This is a genomic window from Agrobacterium sp. NPDC058088 (genome assembly GCF_042885035.1).
Taxonomy (GTDB): domain Bacteria; phylum Pseudomonadota; class Alphaproteobacteria; order Rhizobiales; family Rhizobiaceae; genus Agrobacterium.
Genome location: NZ_JBHVSU010000009.1, coordinates 162,538 through 177,857 on the forward strand (window position 1 = coordinate 162,538; position 15,320 = coordinate 177,857).

The window sequence follows — 15,320 nt, forward strand, 5'->3', positions numbered from 1 at the left end:
GCGGTGTCTAGACGATCCGGTGGCCGGGCGGCGCAACCTCCTCCTGCAAATAGGTATGGGACTCGCTATTTATCAGTATATTCAAGCGGTTTCGAGCAAAATAGCGGGCCTGTCGAGGCGTGTCCGTTACCATGGCGATTGTTTTTGCAATGTGCGGGTGGCGGGCTATATAAATACGACTATATTTTTAGGGTTCTCTAATATTGTTGTTTTTATTGTAGAACAGGCGTTAAGGCGCTTCGATATAATGATCCCGTAATGGTTGGGCCGTGCACTGGCGCAATGATGGCAAGGTCGATGGCGATAGATATTTCAGAGCGTACAGGCGGCGATCCCTCTCTTGATGTATTGTCGCTTTCCGGCGTTGGCCAGGATGGTGCGGTCGCGCATCCCGTCTCTTTCGATGGGTTGACCGGAATTTTCCATCCCGCACGCAGGGGTGTGAGGCAGGCCCATGCCGTTCTTTTCGTCAGCCCATGGGGCATGGAGGAGCTGTGCAGCCGCAAGTTTCAGCGGATCTTGGCCGAGCGACTGGCGGCCCGGGGCGTTGCGAGCCTGCGATTTGACTATCTTGGCGTTGGTGATGCCTTCGAGCCTGAAGATGCGGGCCGCGCGGCAGACTGGCTTTCCGACACGCACGCGGCTTTCGCTTATCTGAAGCGCCTTTCCGGATGCGGGGAAGTGGTTGTCGTCGCGCAGGGGCTTGGTTGCATGATGGCGGCGCAGGCGCTTGCCGATGTGGCGGGTGCCGGTTCCATGGCGTTTCTGGCGCCTGTCGTTTCCGGCCGCGCCTATCTGCGCGAGCTGGCGATGTGGTCATCCATGATCGATGACGGCCTCGGCCTCCGGCCGGGTCAACGTCTCGCGGCGGCGGGAGCGATCGCGGGCATGACCATGCCTGAAGGTGTTGCCGACGCGATCAAGAAGACCAATCTTGCCAATCTCGCTGTCGCTCCGGCCCGTACCATTCTGGTCCTGTCGCGACCTGATCGCGTCACCGATGCCGATTTCGCCAAACATCTCGCCGCAATCGGCGGTCAGGTGAAGGAGGTGGAGTTTTCCGGCTATGACGATCTCGTTTCCAGCCCCACGCTCTCGAAAATTTCAGGAGATGTGGTGAAACGGCTGGTGGAGTGGGTTCTGTCTCAGACCCATGCCGAGATCTCTGCCAATACTGACGAGGATATCGTCCTCAATCCTCCGCAGTACGGCCGTGGTTTCATCGAACAGCCGGTGCAGTTTGGTGAAGGCGGGCGGCTTTTTGGTGTGTTTTGCGGTCCGGACGACCAGGAGGCGGTGTCGTCCGTTCTCCTGCTTGGCGCCGCCTACGATCGGCATGCGGGGTGGGGCAGGCTTTCCGTGCAGATGGCCCGTGCCCTGGCGCGTGAAGGCGTTATGTCGCTTCGCTTTGACGCGGCTAATATTGCCGATAGTCCGCCTGTCGAAAACGCGCCCGATCAGGTTCTTTACGATGCCGTTCAGAATGATGATGTGGCCGCTGCGCTCGATTTTCTCGGCTCGCGCGGCAAGGGGCCTTTGATTGCGGCCGGTCGGTGCAGCGGCGCCTATCTCGCTTTTAATGGTGCGCTTGCCGATGACCGGATCGATGCCGTGGTTGCGGTCAATCCGGTTGTTTTCCACTGGCGCAAGGGGCGCTCGGTGGATGAGGCACTCCATAAACGGCCTCGTTCCTTTGGGGAATACAGCCAGCGTTTTCGGCAGGGCGCGACGTTCAAGCGCCTCATCAGCGGTGATGTCGATGTAGCAAGCGCCGGGCTGAACATCCTCAAGGCGACGATGAAGCGGCTTTCGACAAAAACGGCAAGGCTGTTTCGCAGAGGCAGCGAGGAAGGGCGGGCGATCTTTGGGGCTTTCGACAAGCTGAAAGCGAAGAATACTACCGTCCATCTACTTTACAGCGACAACGACGATGGCCTCGAGCATTTCCAGTACTATTTCGATGCCAACGGTGAGGGGCTGGCGGCCTATCGCAACGTGTCGCTGACGATCATTCCCGATGCCGATCACAATCTCTCAACGCCGGAAGCGAAGAAAATCTACATCGAGACGGTAAAGCGACTGGCTCTAAAAGGTAAATCGACGGCTGGAGCCCAGTGACACGACCTCTCCGGAGGGAGGAGCTTCGGTTGTGGCGGTCTCCGGGGAAAGACCGATTTTTCTGGTCTCGCCGGGCCCGAGATGGAACCAGCTTTCGCTGGCGCGGTAGCCCTCTGCCGTGATGTAGACCGATTGCGCTAGCCGATCCGTGCCGATTTCGAGGGCCCAGCTGCCGTTCGTTTCGCTAACTGCGACCTGAAGGTTTGCGGCATGCAGCGCCTTTTTCCGGCCAAGCGGGAAAAGGAAGGCGTCGGCAATAACATGCCCGGTCGCAATGTCCCGAAGGCGGGCGATCGTTACGTCATGGGATGGCGGGCCGAAGCGATAGGCGTAGGTCGTATCGAAAAAAGCGCCGAACAGGTCGGTTGCGGCAATCGTCTGGCCCTGTCGGGGCAAGAGCGTGAGTGGCCGTTTGGCGTGAACGACGGGCTGCGTGCCTTCGCGCAGGCAGGTCAGCTCCAGCATGGCGTCCAGGCTGTCGCCGGTCTCGTTGAGGACGTGAATGTCGAGCCCGTTGGTACCTTCGTCGGACAGGCTGATCTGAACGGGGCGGAATGCTCTTTTCAGCGCATGCCAGACTGATTTGGGCCTGCCGGCGGCATCGATGATACCCCAGCCCGCGCCGGGAATGAGGTCCTGCAGCGTCCAAACCAAAGCCCCCTGACAGGAGGAGCCATTGCGCCGCCATTCGGCGAAAGTCGCTTCCATCACCTCTGCCGTCGCGGCGCGCGACATGTCGAGATAAAGGCCGCCATCTTCCCGTCGCAGAACATCCGGTTCGACCTCGTAAAGCAGCTTCAGATAATGATCGCGGACGTCCTCGAAGTCCCAGGAGGCACCGCGGTCACGCGGTGTTCGCGCTTTCCAGCGCGGATCGTGAACGGCCACGCCGGGAAGATATTTGTCCAGCGTTTCCTGTTCGGGAATATTGGCAAAGGCGAGACATTCGGCCGCGAAACGTAGATCGGCCCGGCGGGCATCTTCCAGTGGCCGGCAATAGGCGCCCACACCGTAATAATGGCCAATGCCGGCATTGGGAAAAAACGGCAATGCGCCGCCGGAAGGAGAATTGGCAACATAGGCGGCATCGGGTCGCTTTTCGGCGACCAGTTCCGGCAGGATCTCCTCGGTCAGCGTTCCCTTCCATATCTGTTCCGGCAGGCCGAGCATCGCGCCCTGTTGGTACATTTCACTGCCGCCGCAGAAAATCGCAAGCGATGGAGAAAGCGCCGTCGCTTCAAGGAACTCCGAGATTTCCGCAATGATATGCTCGCGCAGGCCGTCATCTTTTGCCGGGTAATCAAAATTGGCGAGCATGGCATCCTGCCAGACCATGATGCCGAGTTCATCGCAAAGCGCGAAGAATGCCGGCGTCTCATAGGCCATCGTGCCGCCGATGCGGATCATGTTCATGCCGGCTTCTGCGGCTTTTCGCAGCCAGGGCTCATAATCCGGCCTCGTCCCCGGCAGACGCACAATATCGGCTGTCGTCCAGACCGCGCCGCGGCAGAAGACCGGCTGACCGTTCACCTTGAGGCCGAAACCGTTGCCGTCCTCGCCATGATCGACCTCGATCCGACGGAAGCCAGTGCGCGCAAGGTGATGTTGAGTGCCGTCAACTTCGAGGACGACCTCGTGCAGAGCCGGCCTGCCATGCGTGTGCGGCCACCATTGTTCAACATGCGATATGTGCAGTTCACCGGAAAGCTTGCCGCTTTCGTCCGGAGCCAGATCGGTGCTGTAACCGGCGCAGCCAAGCCTTGCCGATTTTATGGGCTGTTCGGTTTCCAGCACGATGCTGACGGTTCCCGTTCCATCCTCGCCCAGCGACGACCGGAGCGTGCATAGCACCCCGTCCTGTCTGATGAGGCTGATGGGCCGCCATGGGCCGGCGGCGTGGATTTCCGGGCACCAGCCGGGCATATAGCCCAGCGCCGTGGTGCGGATCAGCCGCAGCCCCTGCGTATTCATCATTTGCGGCCGCCAGCGGGCGCGGGGACCGGTTTTTTCGAGCCGAGGGCCGAGTGCCCGAAAGCAGATCGAAAGCTCGTCCGCACCCGTCAGTGCAACAGGCACTTCCAGTCTTTCGAACATGCTTTGGCTCGCGGCAATCAGTTCGCCGTTGAAGAAGATTTCGGCAATGGTGGAAAGACCATCGAAGCGCAGGATGGCCCGCTCCCGGGCATCTGAAATCATCGTCAACCGGTACCATGCGTCCCTGTCATTGAGGGCGACGGGGGCCAGGCGATCGAATTTTCCGGCCGTTTCCAGAGCCTGCGCCACAGTGCCGGGAACGGAGACATGCAGGCTTTCAAGTGATGCCGGAATATCGGATGGGGTCTCAAAGGCATCGGCAGGCGTCAGTGTCAGCGTCCAGCCTTCACTCAGCACTTCTTCGCTTTCGCCCGGAAGATAGGTCCTCACGCGGCCTCGCTGGCATCAGATAGTTTTTCGCCAAGGCTTTCCATCAATCCATCCCACGCGTCCGCGGCCGGATCGAGCACGGTGGTCAGCGCATCGAATTTTCGGCGGGCGACTGCGCGGGCGAGTTGGAACTGCACAGTTTTGGCAACTTCGGAAATTTTTAGGGCGTGGTTCTTTGCCTCAGAAAAACCATCCGCGTCCAACCATTCGAAGTGGCTTGCCGCCAGTTCGAAATTGGCACCGAGCTGGCGCAGCGTATTGAACGCGTATTTGTGGAAAAATCCGAAGGGCCGGTCTGCAACCTTTTCCACCTGCGCCGGAAACACCTTTGCAAAGGCCCGGACCGGGTTGGTGGAAGGTCGCCGGGAAAAATGAAACTTCAGGAGCCGTTCGGCGGTCTTGCGAACATGCGCCGGCGAAGGATTGCCGTCCGCGAATTTCGCAAATTCCGTATAGGGCAGGAAAGGCGGGTCGGTTTCAGCCAGATGATGCTGGAAGAGCCCGTCAAAGTCATTGCCGGAGAGATGGAAGAAGCCGGCATTATGGAAATAGTCCAGTTCCCGCTTGTCGAGATCGAGCCGGTTGATGGCGATGGTGGTCTTGCCGTGTTCCTTCCGGTAGCCCACCCCATGGGTATCGGGCATATAGAAGCTGTCCATCTCGATCAGGCAGATGCGGCCGCGTTCCAACTGCGTCTCGATGTGGTTTTCCACCCTGTCGAAGATCGCAAGCTCGGTGGCGCGGATCCCATAAAGCGCCTCGAGGTCTTCCAGCGGCACCTTGAAGAAGGTGAACTGGTCGCCTTCGAACTCCTGCGTCAGCGTGAAACCGAACATGGCTTCCGGGGATAAGCCTTTCGAGGCCAGCACCTCGATCCATAAATCAATGTAGCAATTGGTCTCCGGCCACATTCTTTCGGAGGAATGAAGCGGATGCTGCACATAGTTTTTGGGATCGAGACCGGGAAAAATCTGCCGCATGGATAATCAGCCCCAGAGTGTTTCCACGACTTTCGCAGGCCATTTCTTGACGTCGAGGCCATGATGCGCAAACAGCGCCAGCGCGATACGTTCAAGGCCGAAACCGACGCAGGCGGTGTGCGCGACATCGCCATTATCGAGGTTCAGACCCCATTTCTGGCCGAAGGCATCCTGATGGTAGTTAAAGCTCATGCAGGCTGTCGGGTTTGTTGTTGACGTTACCGGGATCAACAGTTCGAACTTCAGGTTCTGATCGCGCTGGTTGTTGGCGAGCATCTTGCCCGCGCGGCCGAAGAAAGGATCGTTGGCGACATCGATGGTGACATCGAGTCCGACCGCTTTCATCATCTCGACGCCGCGATCCATCCAGGTCTGGCGGAATTCGGTGACATTGGCCTCGGTACCCATGCAGACATATTCGCGCATGCGGAACAGCTGCTGGCGTGCTGGGTCCTTGGAGGGTTCGTGGCGGAAGCAATAGGACTGGATGTCATAGAGACCGCCGCCGGCAGGCAGCGCGCCGCGCTTGGCGATCGTCGGATAAAGCGGATAGCAGGCCGCCGGCGTCAGCACGATGTCGGTGGCTTTCTGGTCCTTGGTCCAGTCGCCGCCCTCATCCATGGTTTTCAGCAGGCTGACATGGTCTAGCTCGCAGCCGCAGAAGGAATGGACCGTGCCAGCAAGCTGCGGGAAGCTCTTCATGTAACCGCTCTTTTCGAAATAGGCGCGGTTGATGCCGGGCGGAAAACGGATCGCCTCGGCGCCATCGCCACAGCCCGTGCGGTCGATCAGTCGCTCGAATGCGGCAATCACGTCCTCGAACTGGCCGCTGCGTCCATAAAGACCGTCCACACCCGTTTCAATCAGCAGGCCTTCTTCGAACAGTCGATCGAGGAACGATGTTTGCATGTCCATGGTCTTATCCCAAGAGGCTGGTGTCCTGCCTGTGAACCAGCAGGAGATTGGCGGAATTGCCGAGAATGCGATCGTTGGAAATCATCAGGCGGGCGGAATGCGCGTCGCGCAGGTGTCGGCCGAGGCTGTAGGGCGTGCCGTTCTTGTAGCCCATGATGCCGCAGACCAGCATGGCGTGGTCGATGATCTCGAGAATGGTTTCCGAAGAGCAGATCTTCACATTGTTCATGGCCACCGCAAACGCCATCGACATCAGTTTTTCGGCGTCGCTCTTGGTCTCTTCGTAAGCCTTGATACCGGCTATGATGTTGGATTTCACCACCTGCAGCTTGGTGGAAACCTCGGCAAGGCGGATCGCGCCGGGAGGAGCCGTTCCGGGCGATTTGCGGGCCGCGGTTCTGACAAAGGACTGGGCGCGCAACACCGCATCCGACGCGATGCCATACCAGACGGCGCTCCACAGCAGATGCGAGCTTGCAAGCATGGATTGTGCAGCGATTTCCGCGAAAGGCTTTGGGAAAATCTGCACCGCCGGCGCTTCGCCTCGGAACAGGAAGCCATCCGAACAGGTGCCACGCATGCCGAGCGTATCCCAGACATGGGTCTTCTCAAGCGTGTATTGGTTTTTTAGAAATACGGTCATCACCTGATCGGCGGGCGCGGCATCCTTGTGGGCGCGCGAGGTGATGAGGATCGCATCGGCATTGCTGCCATAGGAAATAACGGTGGCGTCCTTTTCCAGCCGGCAGCTTTCCCCTTCGACTTCGATCGCGCAGATGGAGTTGCGCAGATTGCCGCCGATGCCGCCTTCAGTGGTAGCGGAGCCGAGCAGAAGCTGTTCGTTGGCAACGCGGCGCATGAAGCCCGCATGCCATTCGCTTTCCACGCCGTGTTCCACCAGGCTGGACAGCTTGATGTGATGCATGGCGAAAATCATCGCCGTTGCCGAACAGGCTTGGCCGAGCCGGGCGCAAATGTCGGCAATCTCCTGAACGGAAGCGCCTTCGCCGCCGAGCGAGGCGGGTACCTGAATTCCCAGCAGGCGTTCCTGCCGCAGGGCGTCGACGGCTTCCTGTGGGAAGCGGCCGGTGACATCCACCTCGTCGGCATGTTTGGCGGCAATGATCGCGACACGGCCCGCGCGCGCGGACAGCGTTTCATCCTGCGGCGCAACGGTCATGTTCATCAGGCTGCCTCTTTACCATCCAGGATGAGCTTAACGGTGTCTTCGATGGCCTTGATGCTGGCGAAGGACTTGCGGTTCAGCAGGTTATCTGGAAACTCGATGTCGAAAGCTTCTTCGATTCCCAGCATCAATTGCACCGATGCGAAGGAAGAAAGGCCCGCTGCATAAAGATCGGCTTCGTCTGCAATCGTATCTACGGGGGTGGGAAGCTGGCCGAATTTTGCTAGTATTTCACGAATAGTCGCATTCATTCCGACGTATCTCCAATGAAATCAACATTAGGAAGGTTTGTGCTTATCGTTATGCCGCAAACGATAATATTCACCTAAACCGTTAGGTTAATTACAACTAACGGCAGCATGCGCCATTCCCGCACCTTTGCCAAGCTTTGATAGGCGGCCTTGACAAAATGCGGGCGGTGTCTTTTCCTGTGGCCATTCACCAGGGGTGTCCCGTCAAGGGGCTGAGATTCTGCTTTCATGCGCAGTGACCCGTTGAACCTGATCCAGTTCATACTGGCGTAGGGACGGTGCAAAGACCTGATGTCGGGCGGGCGCATGGCGTTTCGTATCGGCGCACGGGTATTTTCCATCATTCCGGCTCGAACTGGGTCTCCACTGTCAAACTTTGGAGCCTCAAGATGAATATCGCTGCCAAGACTATCCCGCTTACGGTCACCACCGGACCGCATGCCGCCTCCACGAAAATCCATAAGCCCGGAATTTTGCATCCGAATATCCGCGTGCCGATGCGCGAGATCGCGGTGCACCCGACGGCGGGCGAGCCGCCGGTGACGGTCTATGATTCCTCCGGCCCTTATACCGATCCTGCTCATACAGTCCTGATCGAAAAGGGTCTGCCGCGTCTGCGTCACGAGTGGATCGTCGCGCGCGGCGATGTTGAGGCCTATGAGGGACGGCATGTCAAACCGGAAGATAATGGCTTCGCCACGGGTGAGCGCCTGACACCAGAATTCGGAGTGCGCAATCAGCCTTTGAAAGCGACGGCTGACAAGGCCGTGACGCAGCTTGCCTATGCACGCGCCGGTATCATCACGCCGGAAATGGAATTCATCGCCATCCGCGAAAATCTCGGTCGCGAGGCCGCAAAAGAAAAGCTCGTGCGTGACGGCGAAAGCTTTGGTGCGCATATTCCTGATTATGTCACGGCGGAATTCGTGCGTCAGGAAGTGGCGGCCGGTCGCGCCATCATTCCCGCCAATATCAACCATCCGGAACTTGAGCCGATGATCATCGGCCGTAATTTTCTGGTGAAGATCAACGCCAATATCGGCAATTCCGCCGTCACCTCCTCCATGGCGGAAGAGGTTGAGAAGATGGTTTGGGCGATCCGCTGGGGTGCGGATACCGTCATGGACCTTTCGACCGGCCGCAACATTCACAATATCCGCGAATGGATCATCCGCAATTCGCCGGTGCCGATCGGTACCGTGCCGCTTTATCAGGCTCTGGAGAAGGTCAACGGCATTGCCGAAGACCTCAATTGGGAAGTGTTCCGTGATACGTTGATCGAACAGGCGGAGCAGGGGGTGGATTATTTCACCATCCATGCAGGCGTCAGGCTGCATTACATCCCACTCACCGTCAACCGCGTCACCGGCATCGTTTCGCGCGGCGGCTCCATCATGGCCAAGTGGTGTCTGCATCACCATAAGGAAAGTTTTCTCTATGAGCATTTCGAGGAGATTTGTGACATTTGCCGCGCTTACGATGTCTCCTTCTCCTTGGGTGACGGTTTGCGGCCCGGGTCTATTGCCGACGCCAATGATGCGGCGCAGTTCGCGGAACTGGAAACGCTGGGTGAACTGACGCAGATCGCCTGGGCAAAGGATTGCCAGGTGATGATCGAAGGCCCCGGCCATGTGCCGATGCATAAGATCAAGGAAAACATGGACAAGCAGCTGAAGACCTGCGGTGAGGCGCCTTTCTATACGCTGGGGCCGCTGACCACGGACATTGCGCCGGGTTACGACCACATTACCTCGGGTATTGGCGCGGCAATGATCGGCTGGTTCGGCACCGCCATGCTTTGTTACGTGACGCCCAAGGAACATCTTGGCCTGCCTGACCGCAACGACGTGAAGGTGGGCGTTATTACCTACAAGATTGCCGCCCATGCCGCCGATCTTGCCAAAGGCCATCCCGCTGCACAGGTGCGTGACGACGCCTTGTCACGTGCAAGGTTCGAGTTCCGCTGGGAGGATCAGTTCAACCTGTCGCTCGACCCGGACACGGCGCGGTCCTTCCACGACGAGACGTTGCCGAAGGAGGCGCACAAGGTCGCGCATTTCTGCTCCATGTGCGGGCCGAAATTCTGCTCAATGCGGATTTCCCACGATATCCGTGCCGAGGCGCAGAAGGAGGGGCTCGAGGCCATGGCGGCGCGCTTTAAGGAAGGCGGCGAGCTTTACATGCCGCTTCCGACGCCCGCGAGCGCCGAATAGGATGCGTGTTCTGATCAAGGGAACGGGGGTCGCCGGACTGACGGCGGCCTTCGAACTGGCGCGGAGTGGCGTTGCCGTCGAGATCTCGGAGCGCAATTCTGAGCCTTCTCGTGGGGCGTCGTTCTATGCAGGCGGCATGCTGGCGCCCTGGTGCGAGCGTGAAAGCGCGGAAGAGGCGGTTCTGACACTCGGCAAGGTGGCGCTTGACTGGTGGGATGACGCAACTCCCGGCCTTGTGGTTCGCAACGGCACGCTGGTCGTGGCGCCCGCCCGCGACAAGGTGGAGCTGTCGCGTTTCGCATCGCGGACAAGCGGCTATCGCTGGGTGGATGAGGCTGGAATCGCCGCTCTGGAGCCCGACCTTGCCGGTCGCTTCCGCTCCGGGCTCTATTTTGCGGATGAGGGACATCTCGATCCGCGCCTTGCACTGAAGTCACTTTATGAGCGGCTTTGCGGCATGGGTGTGCGGTTTCATATGGGCGTTTCGGTGGACGAACAGCGGTTCGACCGGGTGGTCGATTGCACCGGACCTGCGGCAGTGGGAGAAATTCCCAACCTTCGCGGGGTTCGGGGAGAGATGCTTTACCTCGCCACGTCGGAAGTTTCCCTCTCCCGTCCCATCCGGCTGCTGCATCCACGCATTCCGCTCTATATCGTGCCGCGCGAGCCCGGCCGCTTCATGGTGGGCGCGACTATGATCGAGACTGACTATGCCAGCGCCATTTCCGCCCGCTCGATGATGGAGTTCCTGAATGCCGCCTATGCCGTGCACCCTGCCTTCGCGGAAGCGGAAATCATCGAAACCGGCACGGGCCGACGTCCTGCCTATCCCGACAATCTGCCAAAAGTCACGGAGGATGGTCGGACCATCTTCATCAACGGTGCGCACCGGCACGGCTTTTTGCTCTCGCCATCCATGGCGCGGCAGGCGGTGCGGATTATTTGCCAAAATCTATCTCAAAAGGAACAGGATCATGAAACTTCTTGTCAATGGCGACGAGCTTGATCTCGCCACTGAAACGCTGGCTGGGCTGCTCGCCAGCCTCGATTACGAGGGCGACTGGCTGGCGACGGCGGTCAATGGCGATCTCGTGCATTCGGAAGAACGCGCCGATTACGTGCTGAAGGCTTTCGACCGTGTCGAAATCCTCTCGCCGATGCAGGGAGGCTGAGCCCATGCTGACGCTTTATGGTCGCGAGGTCTCGTCCCGTCTTCTGCTTGGCACGGCGCGTTATCCATCCCCTGCCGTGCTCGCGGATGCGGTGCGGGCGAGCGATACGGATATTCTGACGATTTCGCTGCGCCGGGAGATGGCAGGCGGCAAGAAAGGCGGCCAGTTCTTCGAGCTGATTCGCGAGCTGGACCGCCACATCCTGCCCAATACCGCCGGTTGTCATACCGTCAAGGAAGCGGTGCTGACCGCGAAGATGGCGCGAGAGGTTTTTCGCACCAACTGGATCAAGCTGGAGGTCATCGGTCATCATGATACGTTGCAGCCCGATGTCTTCGCGCTTGTCGAGGCGGCTAAAATACTTTGTGACCAGGGGTTTGAGGTCTTTCCCTATATGACGGATGATCTCGTCGTCGCCGAAAAGCTGCTGGAGGCCGGCTGCAGGGTGCTGATGCCCTGGTGCGCGCCGATCGGCAGCGCCATGGGGCCGCTCAATCTGACCGCGCTGAAATCGATGCGGGCACGGTTTCCCGACGTGCCGCTCATCGTCGATGCCGGTATCGGCCGTCCGTCCCATGCGTTGACCGTGATGGAGCTTGGTTATGATGCCGTTCTGCTCAACACGGCGGTTGCGGGCGCGGGCGACCCGGTCGGCATGGCGACGGCTTTCGCCCAAGCCATTGAGGCCGGTCATCAGGCCTTCAGGTCCGGGCCACTGGAACCGAGGGATATGGCTGTGCCTTCGACACCCGTGATCGGAACGGCGGTTTTCTCCTGAGGGCGGCTTTTCGCCAGAGGCGGGGACGGCACCTTTTGCGTTGACAGTACGCTGCGGCGGCGGGATACCGAAAGAAAAGGGGAACGGCATGGCGGCAGGTAACAATCTTATGACGGATATTGACGGCGTGTCGGTCGGCAATGTTACCGATCTCTCCCTCGGCTCCGGCGTCACGGCGATTGTTTTTGAAAAGCCCGCCATCGCTTCCGGCTCGGTTCTTGGCGGAGCGCCGGGTGGGCGCGATACCGCTCTCCTCGATCCCGCCATGACGGTTGAAACCGTGGATGCCTTGGTATTGTCAGGAGGTTCAGCCTTCGGGCTGGATGCGGCGGGCGGCGTTCAGGCCGGGCTGCGGGAGATCGGTCGTGGGTTGCAGGTGGGTTCCACCCGCGTGCCCATCGTGCCGCAGGCGATCCTGATGGATCTGCTGAATGGCGGGAACAAGGACTGGGGGCTGCATTCGCCCTATCGCGAGATGGGATATGCGGCCTTCAAAGCGGCGGGCCGCGCTCCCTTTTTGTTAGGGACGGTCGGTGCCGGAACGGGAGCGACCACCGCCACTTTCAAAGGTGGGCTTGGTTCTGCAAGTGCCGTCAGTTCCGGTGGATATAAAGTGGCGGCAATCGTCGCCGTCAACGCGCTTGGCTCCGCCACCATCGGCATGAGCCGCCATTTCTGGTCCGCACCGTTCGAGGTAGAGGGTGAATTCGGCAGTTGCGGTTTTCCGGACCGTTTTACAGCTGACGATACCGCGCTGCGTCTCAAGGGTGTCAATCTCACCGCGACGACCATCGGTGCGGTGGTCACCGATGCCGTATTGACGAAGGCGCAGGTCCATCGCCTCTCCATCATGGCGCATGATGGGCTGACGCGCGCGGTGCTTCCCGCCCATTTGCCGAGCGACGGCGATACCATGTTTGCGGCAGCGACGGGCGAAAGGCCGCTTCAGGGCGGTACTCATTTTGCCGAGCTTTGCTATCTCGCCACAACGGTGATGGCGCGGGCCGTGGCGCGTGGGGTCTATGAGGCAACGGCGCTGCCGGTGGAGGGGGCGCAGCAGGCCTATCGTGACATTCATGGCCGGGGCGCCTGACCATGAGTGAGACGCGCCCCTTGCTGAAGCCCGTCCTGCGGATCGACTTTCCGCCGGGCGAGCGTCTGGGCCACGGCAAGATCGAACTGATGGAACTGATTGTCGAGACGGGTTCGATCTCGGCTGCGGGGCGGGCGATGGACATGTCCTATCGGCGCGCATGGCTACTGGTGGATGCGCTGAACCACATGTTCAGGCAACCGGTTATTGAATCGCAGCGCGGCGGCAAACAGGGCGGCGGCGCAGCGCTCACCGCCTTTGGCGCGGAATTGCTGGAGCGCTATCGAAGCATGGAAAAGCGGATGAACGAGGCCCTGCGCGCGGATATCGACTGGCTGGAGGCCAACCGCAATGCCGAAGATGCGCTCAATAGGGATCGAGAGCCGCAGACTTTATGATCGCATGCACCGGTTTTCCGGGTTCCAGTTGCAACCGCTCGCGGGACAGGTCGGTGATGCGCGACTGGATGATATCGCCGCCGCAATCCACCTGGATCGTCACCATTCCGTCCCCGCTCTCCGAGATATCGGCGACGTGGCCTTCGAGAATGTTGAGCGCACTGAGACCTTCCGGCTTTACCAGAGCCAGCATGACATCGCGTGCAGGTATCAGCACCCGTGCAGGGATGCCGGCTGTTGCCTTCTTTGCCGGAACCTGCAGGAGTGCGACATTGAGCCTGACAGCGGCAAGCCCGTGCCTTTCATCGAAGCTTTCGATGTTTCCTGAAAGGATGCTGCCCGCCTCGCGCCGCTCGAGATGGGTACTGAAATCGCGTCTGGACAGCACCTCGGCCGCATTTCCTTCAGCCTCCACCCTGCCGTCTTTCATCACCACGATGCGGTCGGCAAGGCGGGCGACTTCCTGGATGGAATGGCTGACATAGACGATCGGAATTTTCGTCTCGTCGCGCAACCGTTCGAGGTAGGGAATGATCTCGGCCTTGCGCTGTTCGTCCAGCGAGGCGAGCGGTTCGTCCATCAGCAGCAGTCTTGGGGAGGAAAGCAACGCGCGGCCAATGGCAACGCGCTGTTTTTCGCCGCCCGAGAGTTTGTTCGGACGGCGCTGCAAGAGGTGGCCGATGCCAAGCATTTCTACGATACGGTCATCCTGTACGACCTTCGTTTTGTCCGAGGTGAACCATCTGCTGTATCGCAGGTTCTGTGCCACGCTGAGATGCGGGAAGAGCCTTGCTTCCTGAAAGACATAACCGAAGCGGCGTTTATGGGCCGGGAGGAACAGCCGGCTTCCGCTATCGGCCAATACTTCGCCGTCGAGCGAGACTTTTCCTTCATCCGGCCGCAGCAGGCCGGCAATGATGCGGATCATCGATGTCTTGCCGGAGCCCGAACGCCCAAAAAGGGCGGTGACGCCGCCTTCAGAGGTGAAGGACACGTCGAGTTCGAAGGCGCCGAGGCGGTGACGGGCAGAGACTGAAAGCGTCATTCCATGCTCACCCGTTTGCCGATGATGCGAGCCAGAAACTCCGAGACGAGCAGGGCCAGCATGGAAATTACGACCGAAACGATGGTGAGGCGCAAAGCACCGGCATCACCGCCGGGCACCTGCGTAAAAGTGTAGATGGCGGCGGAAAGCGTCTGGGTCTCGCCCGGAATGTTTGAAACGAAGGTGATGGTTGCACCGAATTCGCCCATGGCCTTGGCAAAAGCGAGGATCATGCCGGCGATGATGCCGGGCAGCGTCAAGGGTAGCGTGACGGTGAGGAATACCCAGAGCGGGCTTGCCCCGAGGGTGCCCGCGGCCTCTTCCAGCTTGCGGTCCACCGCCTCGATGGAGAGGCGGATGGACCGCACCATCAGCGGGAAGGCCATGACGGCGCAGGCAAGCGCCGCCCCTGTCCAGCGAAAGGAAAAGACAATGCCGAACCAACTATCAAGAAATTGCCCGATGACGCCTCTGCGGCCGAAGAGGACGAGAAGCAGAAAGCCGGTGACGACGGGCGGAAGAATGAGCGGCAGGTAGACGATGCCATTGAGGAGCGATTTGCCCCAGAACCGGCCTCGTGCCAGCGCTACGGCGACCGCAATGCCGAAGGGCAGGCTGGCAAGCATGGCGATGGACGAAACCCACAGGCTGAGCCTGATCGCCGTCCATTCCTCAGAGCTGAGTGTCCACCAATGCAATGCCATATCCTGAAATCGTCAAGGTTCACGGCCCGCCGGGAGGTGGGCC

General features: G+C 59.7%; 14 protein-coding genes and 1 riboswitch. Of the genes, 7 read left to right on the forward strand and 7 right to left on the reverse strand.

The genetic code is table 11. The annotated features are described in order from the left end of the window. The first annotated feature begins 297 nt into the window (after nucleotides 1–297). Nucleotides 298–2,118 (forward strand): hypothetical protein, encoded by a 1,821-nt coding sequence (locus tag ACFVTJ_RS20785; protein ID WP_386910493.1) that lies wholly within the window; start codon nucleotides 298–300, stop codon nucleotides 2,116–2,118. Here ACFVTJ_RS20785 and ACFVTJ_RS20790 read toward each other — a convergent pair. The 5 genes from ACFVTJ_RS20790 to ACFVTJ_RS20810 are packed head-to-tail and all read right to left on the reverse strand — an operon-like array spanning nucleotide 2,086 to nucleotide 7,874. Beyond that, complete coding sequence (locus tag ACFVTJ_RS20790; protein WP_386910494.1) at nucleotides 2,086–4,542, reverse strand: glycoside hydrolase family 2 protein; 2,457 nt, start codon at nucleotides 4,540–4,542, stop codon at nucleotides 2,086–2,088. The genes ACFVTJ_RS20785 and ACFVTJ_RS20790 overlap by 33 nt on opposite strands. Further along, nucleotides 4,539–5,522 (reverse strand): DUF1839 family protein, encoded by a 984-nt coding sequence (locus tag ACFVTJ_RS20795; protein WP_386910495.1) that lies wholly within the window; start codon nucleotides 5,520–5,522, stop codon nucleotides 4,539–4,541. Before ACFVTJ_RS20795 ends, ACFVTJ_RS20790 begins: the two co-directional genes overlap by 4 nt. Before the next feature lie 6 nt (nucleotides 5,523–5,528). Next, nucleotides 5,529–6,437, reverse strand: a complete 909-nt coding sequence (locus ACFVTJ_RS20800) for an amino acid--[acyl-carrier-protein] ligase (protein WP_386910496.1) — start codon at nucleotides 6,435–6,437, stop codon at nucleotides 5,529–5,531. A gap of 4 nt (nucleotides 6,438–6,441) precedes the next feature. After that, the gene (locus ACFVTJ_RS20805; RefSeq protein WP_386910497.1) at nucleotides 6,442–7,623 is read right to left on the reverse strand and encodes an acyl-CoA dehydrogenase family protein; all 1,182 of its coding nucleotides are present in this window, start codon (nucleotides 7,621–7,623) and stop codon (nucleotides 6,442–6,444) included. Next, nucleotides 7,623–7,874 (reverse strand): acyl carrier protein, encoded by a 252-nt coding sequence (locus ACFVTJ_RS20810; RefSeq protein ID WP_003504852.1) that lies wholly within the window; start codon nucleotides 7,872–7,874, stop codon nucleotides 7,623–7,625. Before ACFVTJ_RS20810 ends, ACFVTJ_RS20805 begins: the two co-directional genes overlap by 1 nt. A gap of 182 nt (nucleotides 7,875–8,056) precedes the next feature. Then, a riboswitch (TPP riboswitch) is annotated at nucleotides 8,057–8,168 on the forward strand. Between the two features lie 95 nt (nucleotides 8,169–8,263). On the opposite strand from ACFVTJ_RS20810, the gene thiC reads away from it, so the two are divergent. The 6 genes from thiC to ACFVTJ_RS20840 all read left to right on the forward strand — a co-directional run bounded on the left by thiC (nucleotide 8,264) and on the right by ACFVTJ_RS20840 (nucleotide 13,528). Next, nucleotides 8,264–10,087: a phosphomethylpyrimidine synthase ThiC gene (gene thiC / locus ACFVTJ_RS20815; RefSeq protein WP_386910498.1), complete on the forward strand. Its 1,824-nt coding sequence runs from the start codon at nucleotides 8,264–8,266 to the stop codon at nucleotides 10,085–10,087. Nucleotide 10,088: 1 nt separating this feature from the next. Then, entirely contained in the window at nucleotides 10,089–11,093 is a 1,005-nt protein-coding gene (gene thiO, locus ACFVTJ_RS20820; protein WP_386910499.1) for a glycine oxidase ThiO, read from the forward strand. Continuing rightward, a complete protein-coding gene (thiS, locus tag ACFVTJ_RS20825; RefSeq protein WP_386910500.1) occupies nucleotides 11,062–11,259 on the forward strand; it encodes a sulfur carrier protein ThiS in 198 nt (65 codons plus the stop codon). Before thiO ends, thiS begins: the two co-directional genes overlap by 32 nt. A gap of 4 nt (nucleotides 11,260–11,263) precedes the next feature. After that, nucleotides 11,264–12,037, forward strand: a complete 774-nt coding sequence (locus ACFVTJ_RS20830; RefSeq protein WP_386910501.1) for a thiazole synthase — start codon at nucleotides 11,264–11,266, stop codon at nucleotides 12,035–12,037. Nucleotides 12,038–12,125: 88 nt separating this feature from the next. Beyond that, nucleotides 12,126–13,130, forward strand: a complete 1,005-nt coding sequence (locus ACFVTJ_RS20835) for a P1 family peptidase (protein ID WP_386910502.1) — start codon at nucleotides 12,126–12,128, stop codon at nucleotides 13,128–13,130. A gap of 2 nt (nucleotides 13,131–13,132) precedes the next feature. Next, nucleotides 13,133–13,528: a winged helix-turn-helix domain-containing protein gene (locus ACFVTJ_RS20840; protein WP_386910503.1), complete on the forward strand. Its 396-nt coding sequence runs from the start codon at nucleotides 13,133–13,135 to the stop codon at nucleotides 13,526–13,528. On the opposite strand, the gene modC is transcribed toward ACFVTJ_RS20840, so the two are convergent. Together modC and modB are read right to left on the reverse strand one after the other, a co-directional pair. Next, the gene (gene modC, locus ACFVTJ_RS20845; protein ID WP_386910504.1) at nucleotides 13,497–14,573 is read right to left on the reverse strand and encodes a molybdenum ABC transporter ATP-binding protein; all 1,077 of its coding nucleotides are present in this window, start codon (nucleotides 14,571–14,573) and stop codon (nucleotides 13,497–13,499) included. The two genes, ACFVTJ_RS20840 and modC, sit on opposite strands and share 32 nt — an antisense overlap. Beyond that, a complete protein-coding gene (gene modB, locus ACFVTJ_RS20850) occupies nucleotides 14,570–15,277 on the reverse strand; it encodes a molybdate ABC transporter permease subunit (RefSeq protein ID WP_386910505.1) in 708 nt (235 codons plus the stop codon). Before modB ends, modC begins: the two co-directional genes overlap by 4 nt. Nucleotides 15,278–15,320: the final 43 nt, after the last annotated feature.

Bases quoted from the DNA above. Each gene is read 5' to 3' on its own strand.
- ACFVTJ_RS20785 (WP_386910493.1), top strand. From the start codon at position 298: ATGGCGATAGATATTTCAGAGCGTACAGGCGGCGATCCCTCTCTTGAT.
- ACFVTJ_RS20795 (WP_386910495.1), bottom strand. From the start codon at position 5,522: ATGCGGCAGATTTTTCCCGGTCTCGATCCCAAAAACTATGTGCAGCAT.
- ACFVTJ_RS20800 (WP_386910496.1), bottom strand. From the start codon at position 6,437: ATGGACATGCAAACATCGTTCCTCGATCGACTGTTCGAAGAAGGCCTG.
- ACFVTJ_RS20805 (WP_386910497.1), bottom strand. From the start codon at position 7,623: ATGAACATGACCGTTGCGCCGCAGGATGAAACGCTGTCCGCGCGCGCG.
- ACFVTJ_RS20810 (WP_003504852.1), bottom strand. From the start codon at position 7,874: ATGAATGCGACTATTCGTGAAATACTAGCAAAATTCGGCCAGCTTCCC.
- thiC (WP_386910498.1), top strand. From the start codon at position 8,264: ATGAATATCGCTGCCAAGACTATCCCGCTTACGGTCACCACCGGACCG.
- thiO (WP_386910499.1), top strand. From the start codon at position 10,089: ATGCGTGTTCTGATCAAGGGAACGGGGGTCGCCGGACTGACGGCGGCC.
- thiS (WP_386910500.1), top strand. From the start codon at position 11,062: ATGAAACTTCTTGTCAATGGCGACGAGCTTGATCTCGCCACTGAAACG.
- ACFVTJ_RS20830 (WP_386910501.1), top strand. From the start codon at position 11,264: ATGCTGACGCTTTATGGTCGCGAGGTCTCGTCCCGTCTTCTGCTTGGC.
- ACFVTJ_RS20835 (WP_386910502.1), top strand. From the start codon at position 12,126: ATGGCGGCAGGTAACAATCTTATGACGGATATTGACGGCGTGTCGGTC.
- ACFVTJ_RS20840 (WP_386910503.1), top strand. From the start codon at position 13,133: ATGAGTGAGACGCGCCCCTTGCTGAAGCCCGTCCTGCGGATCGACTTT.
- modC (WP_386910504.1), bottom strand. From the start codon at position 14,573: ATGACGCTTTCAGTCTCTGCCCGTCACCGCCTCGGCGCCTTCGAACTC.
- modB (WP_386910505.1), bottom strand. From the start codon at position 15,277: ATGGCATTGCATTGGTGGACACTCAGCTCTGAGGAATGGACGGCGATC.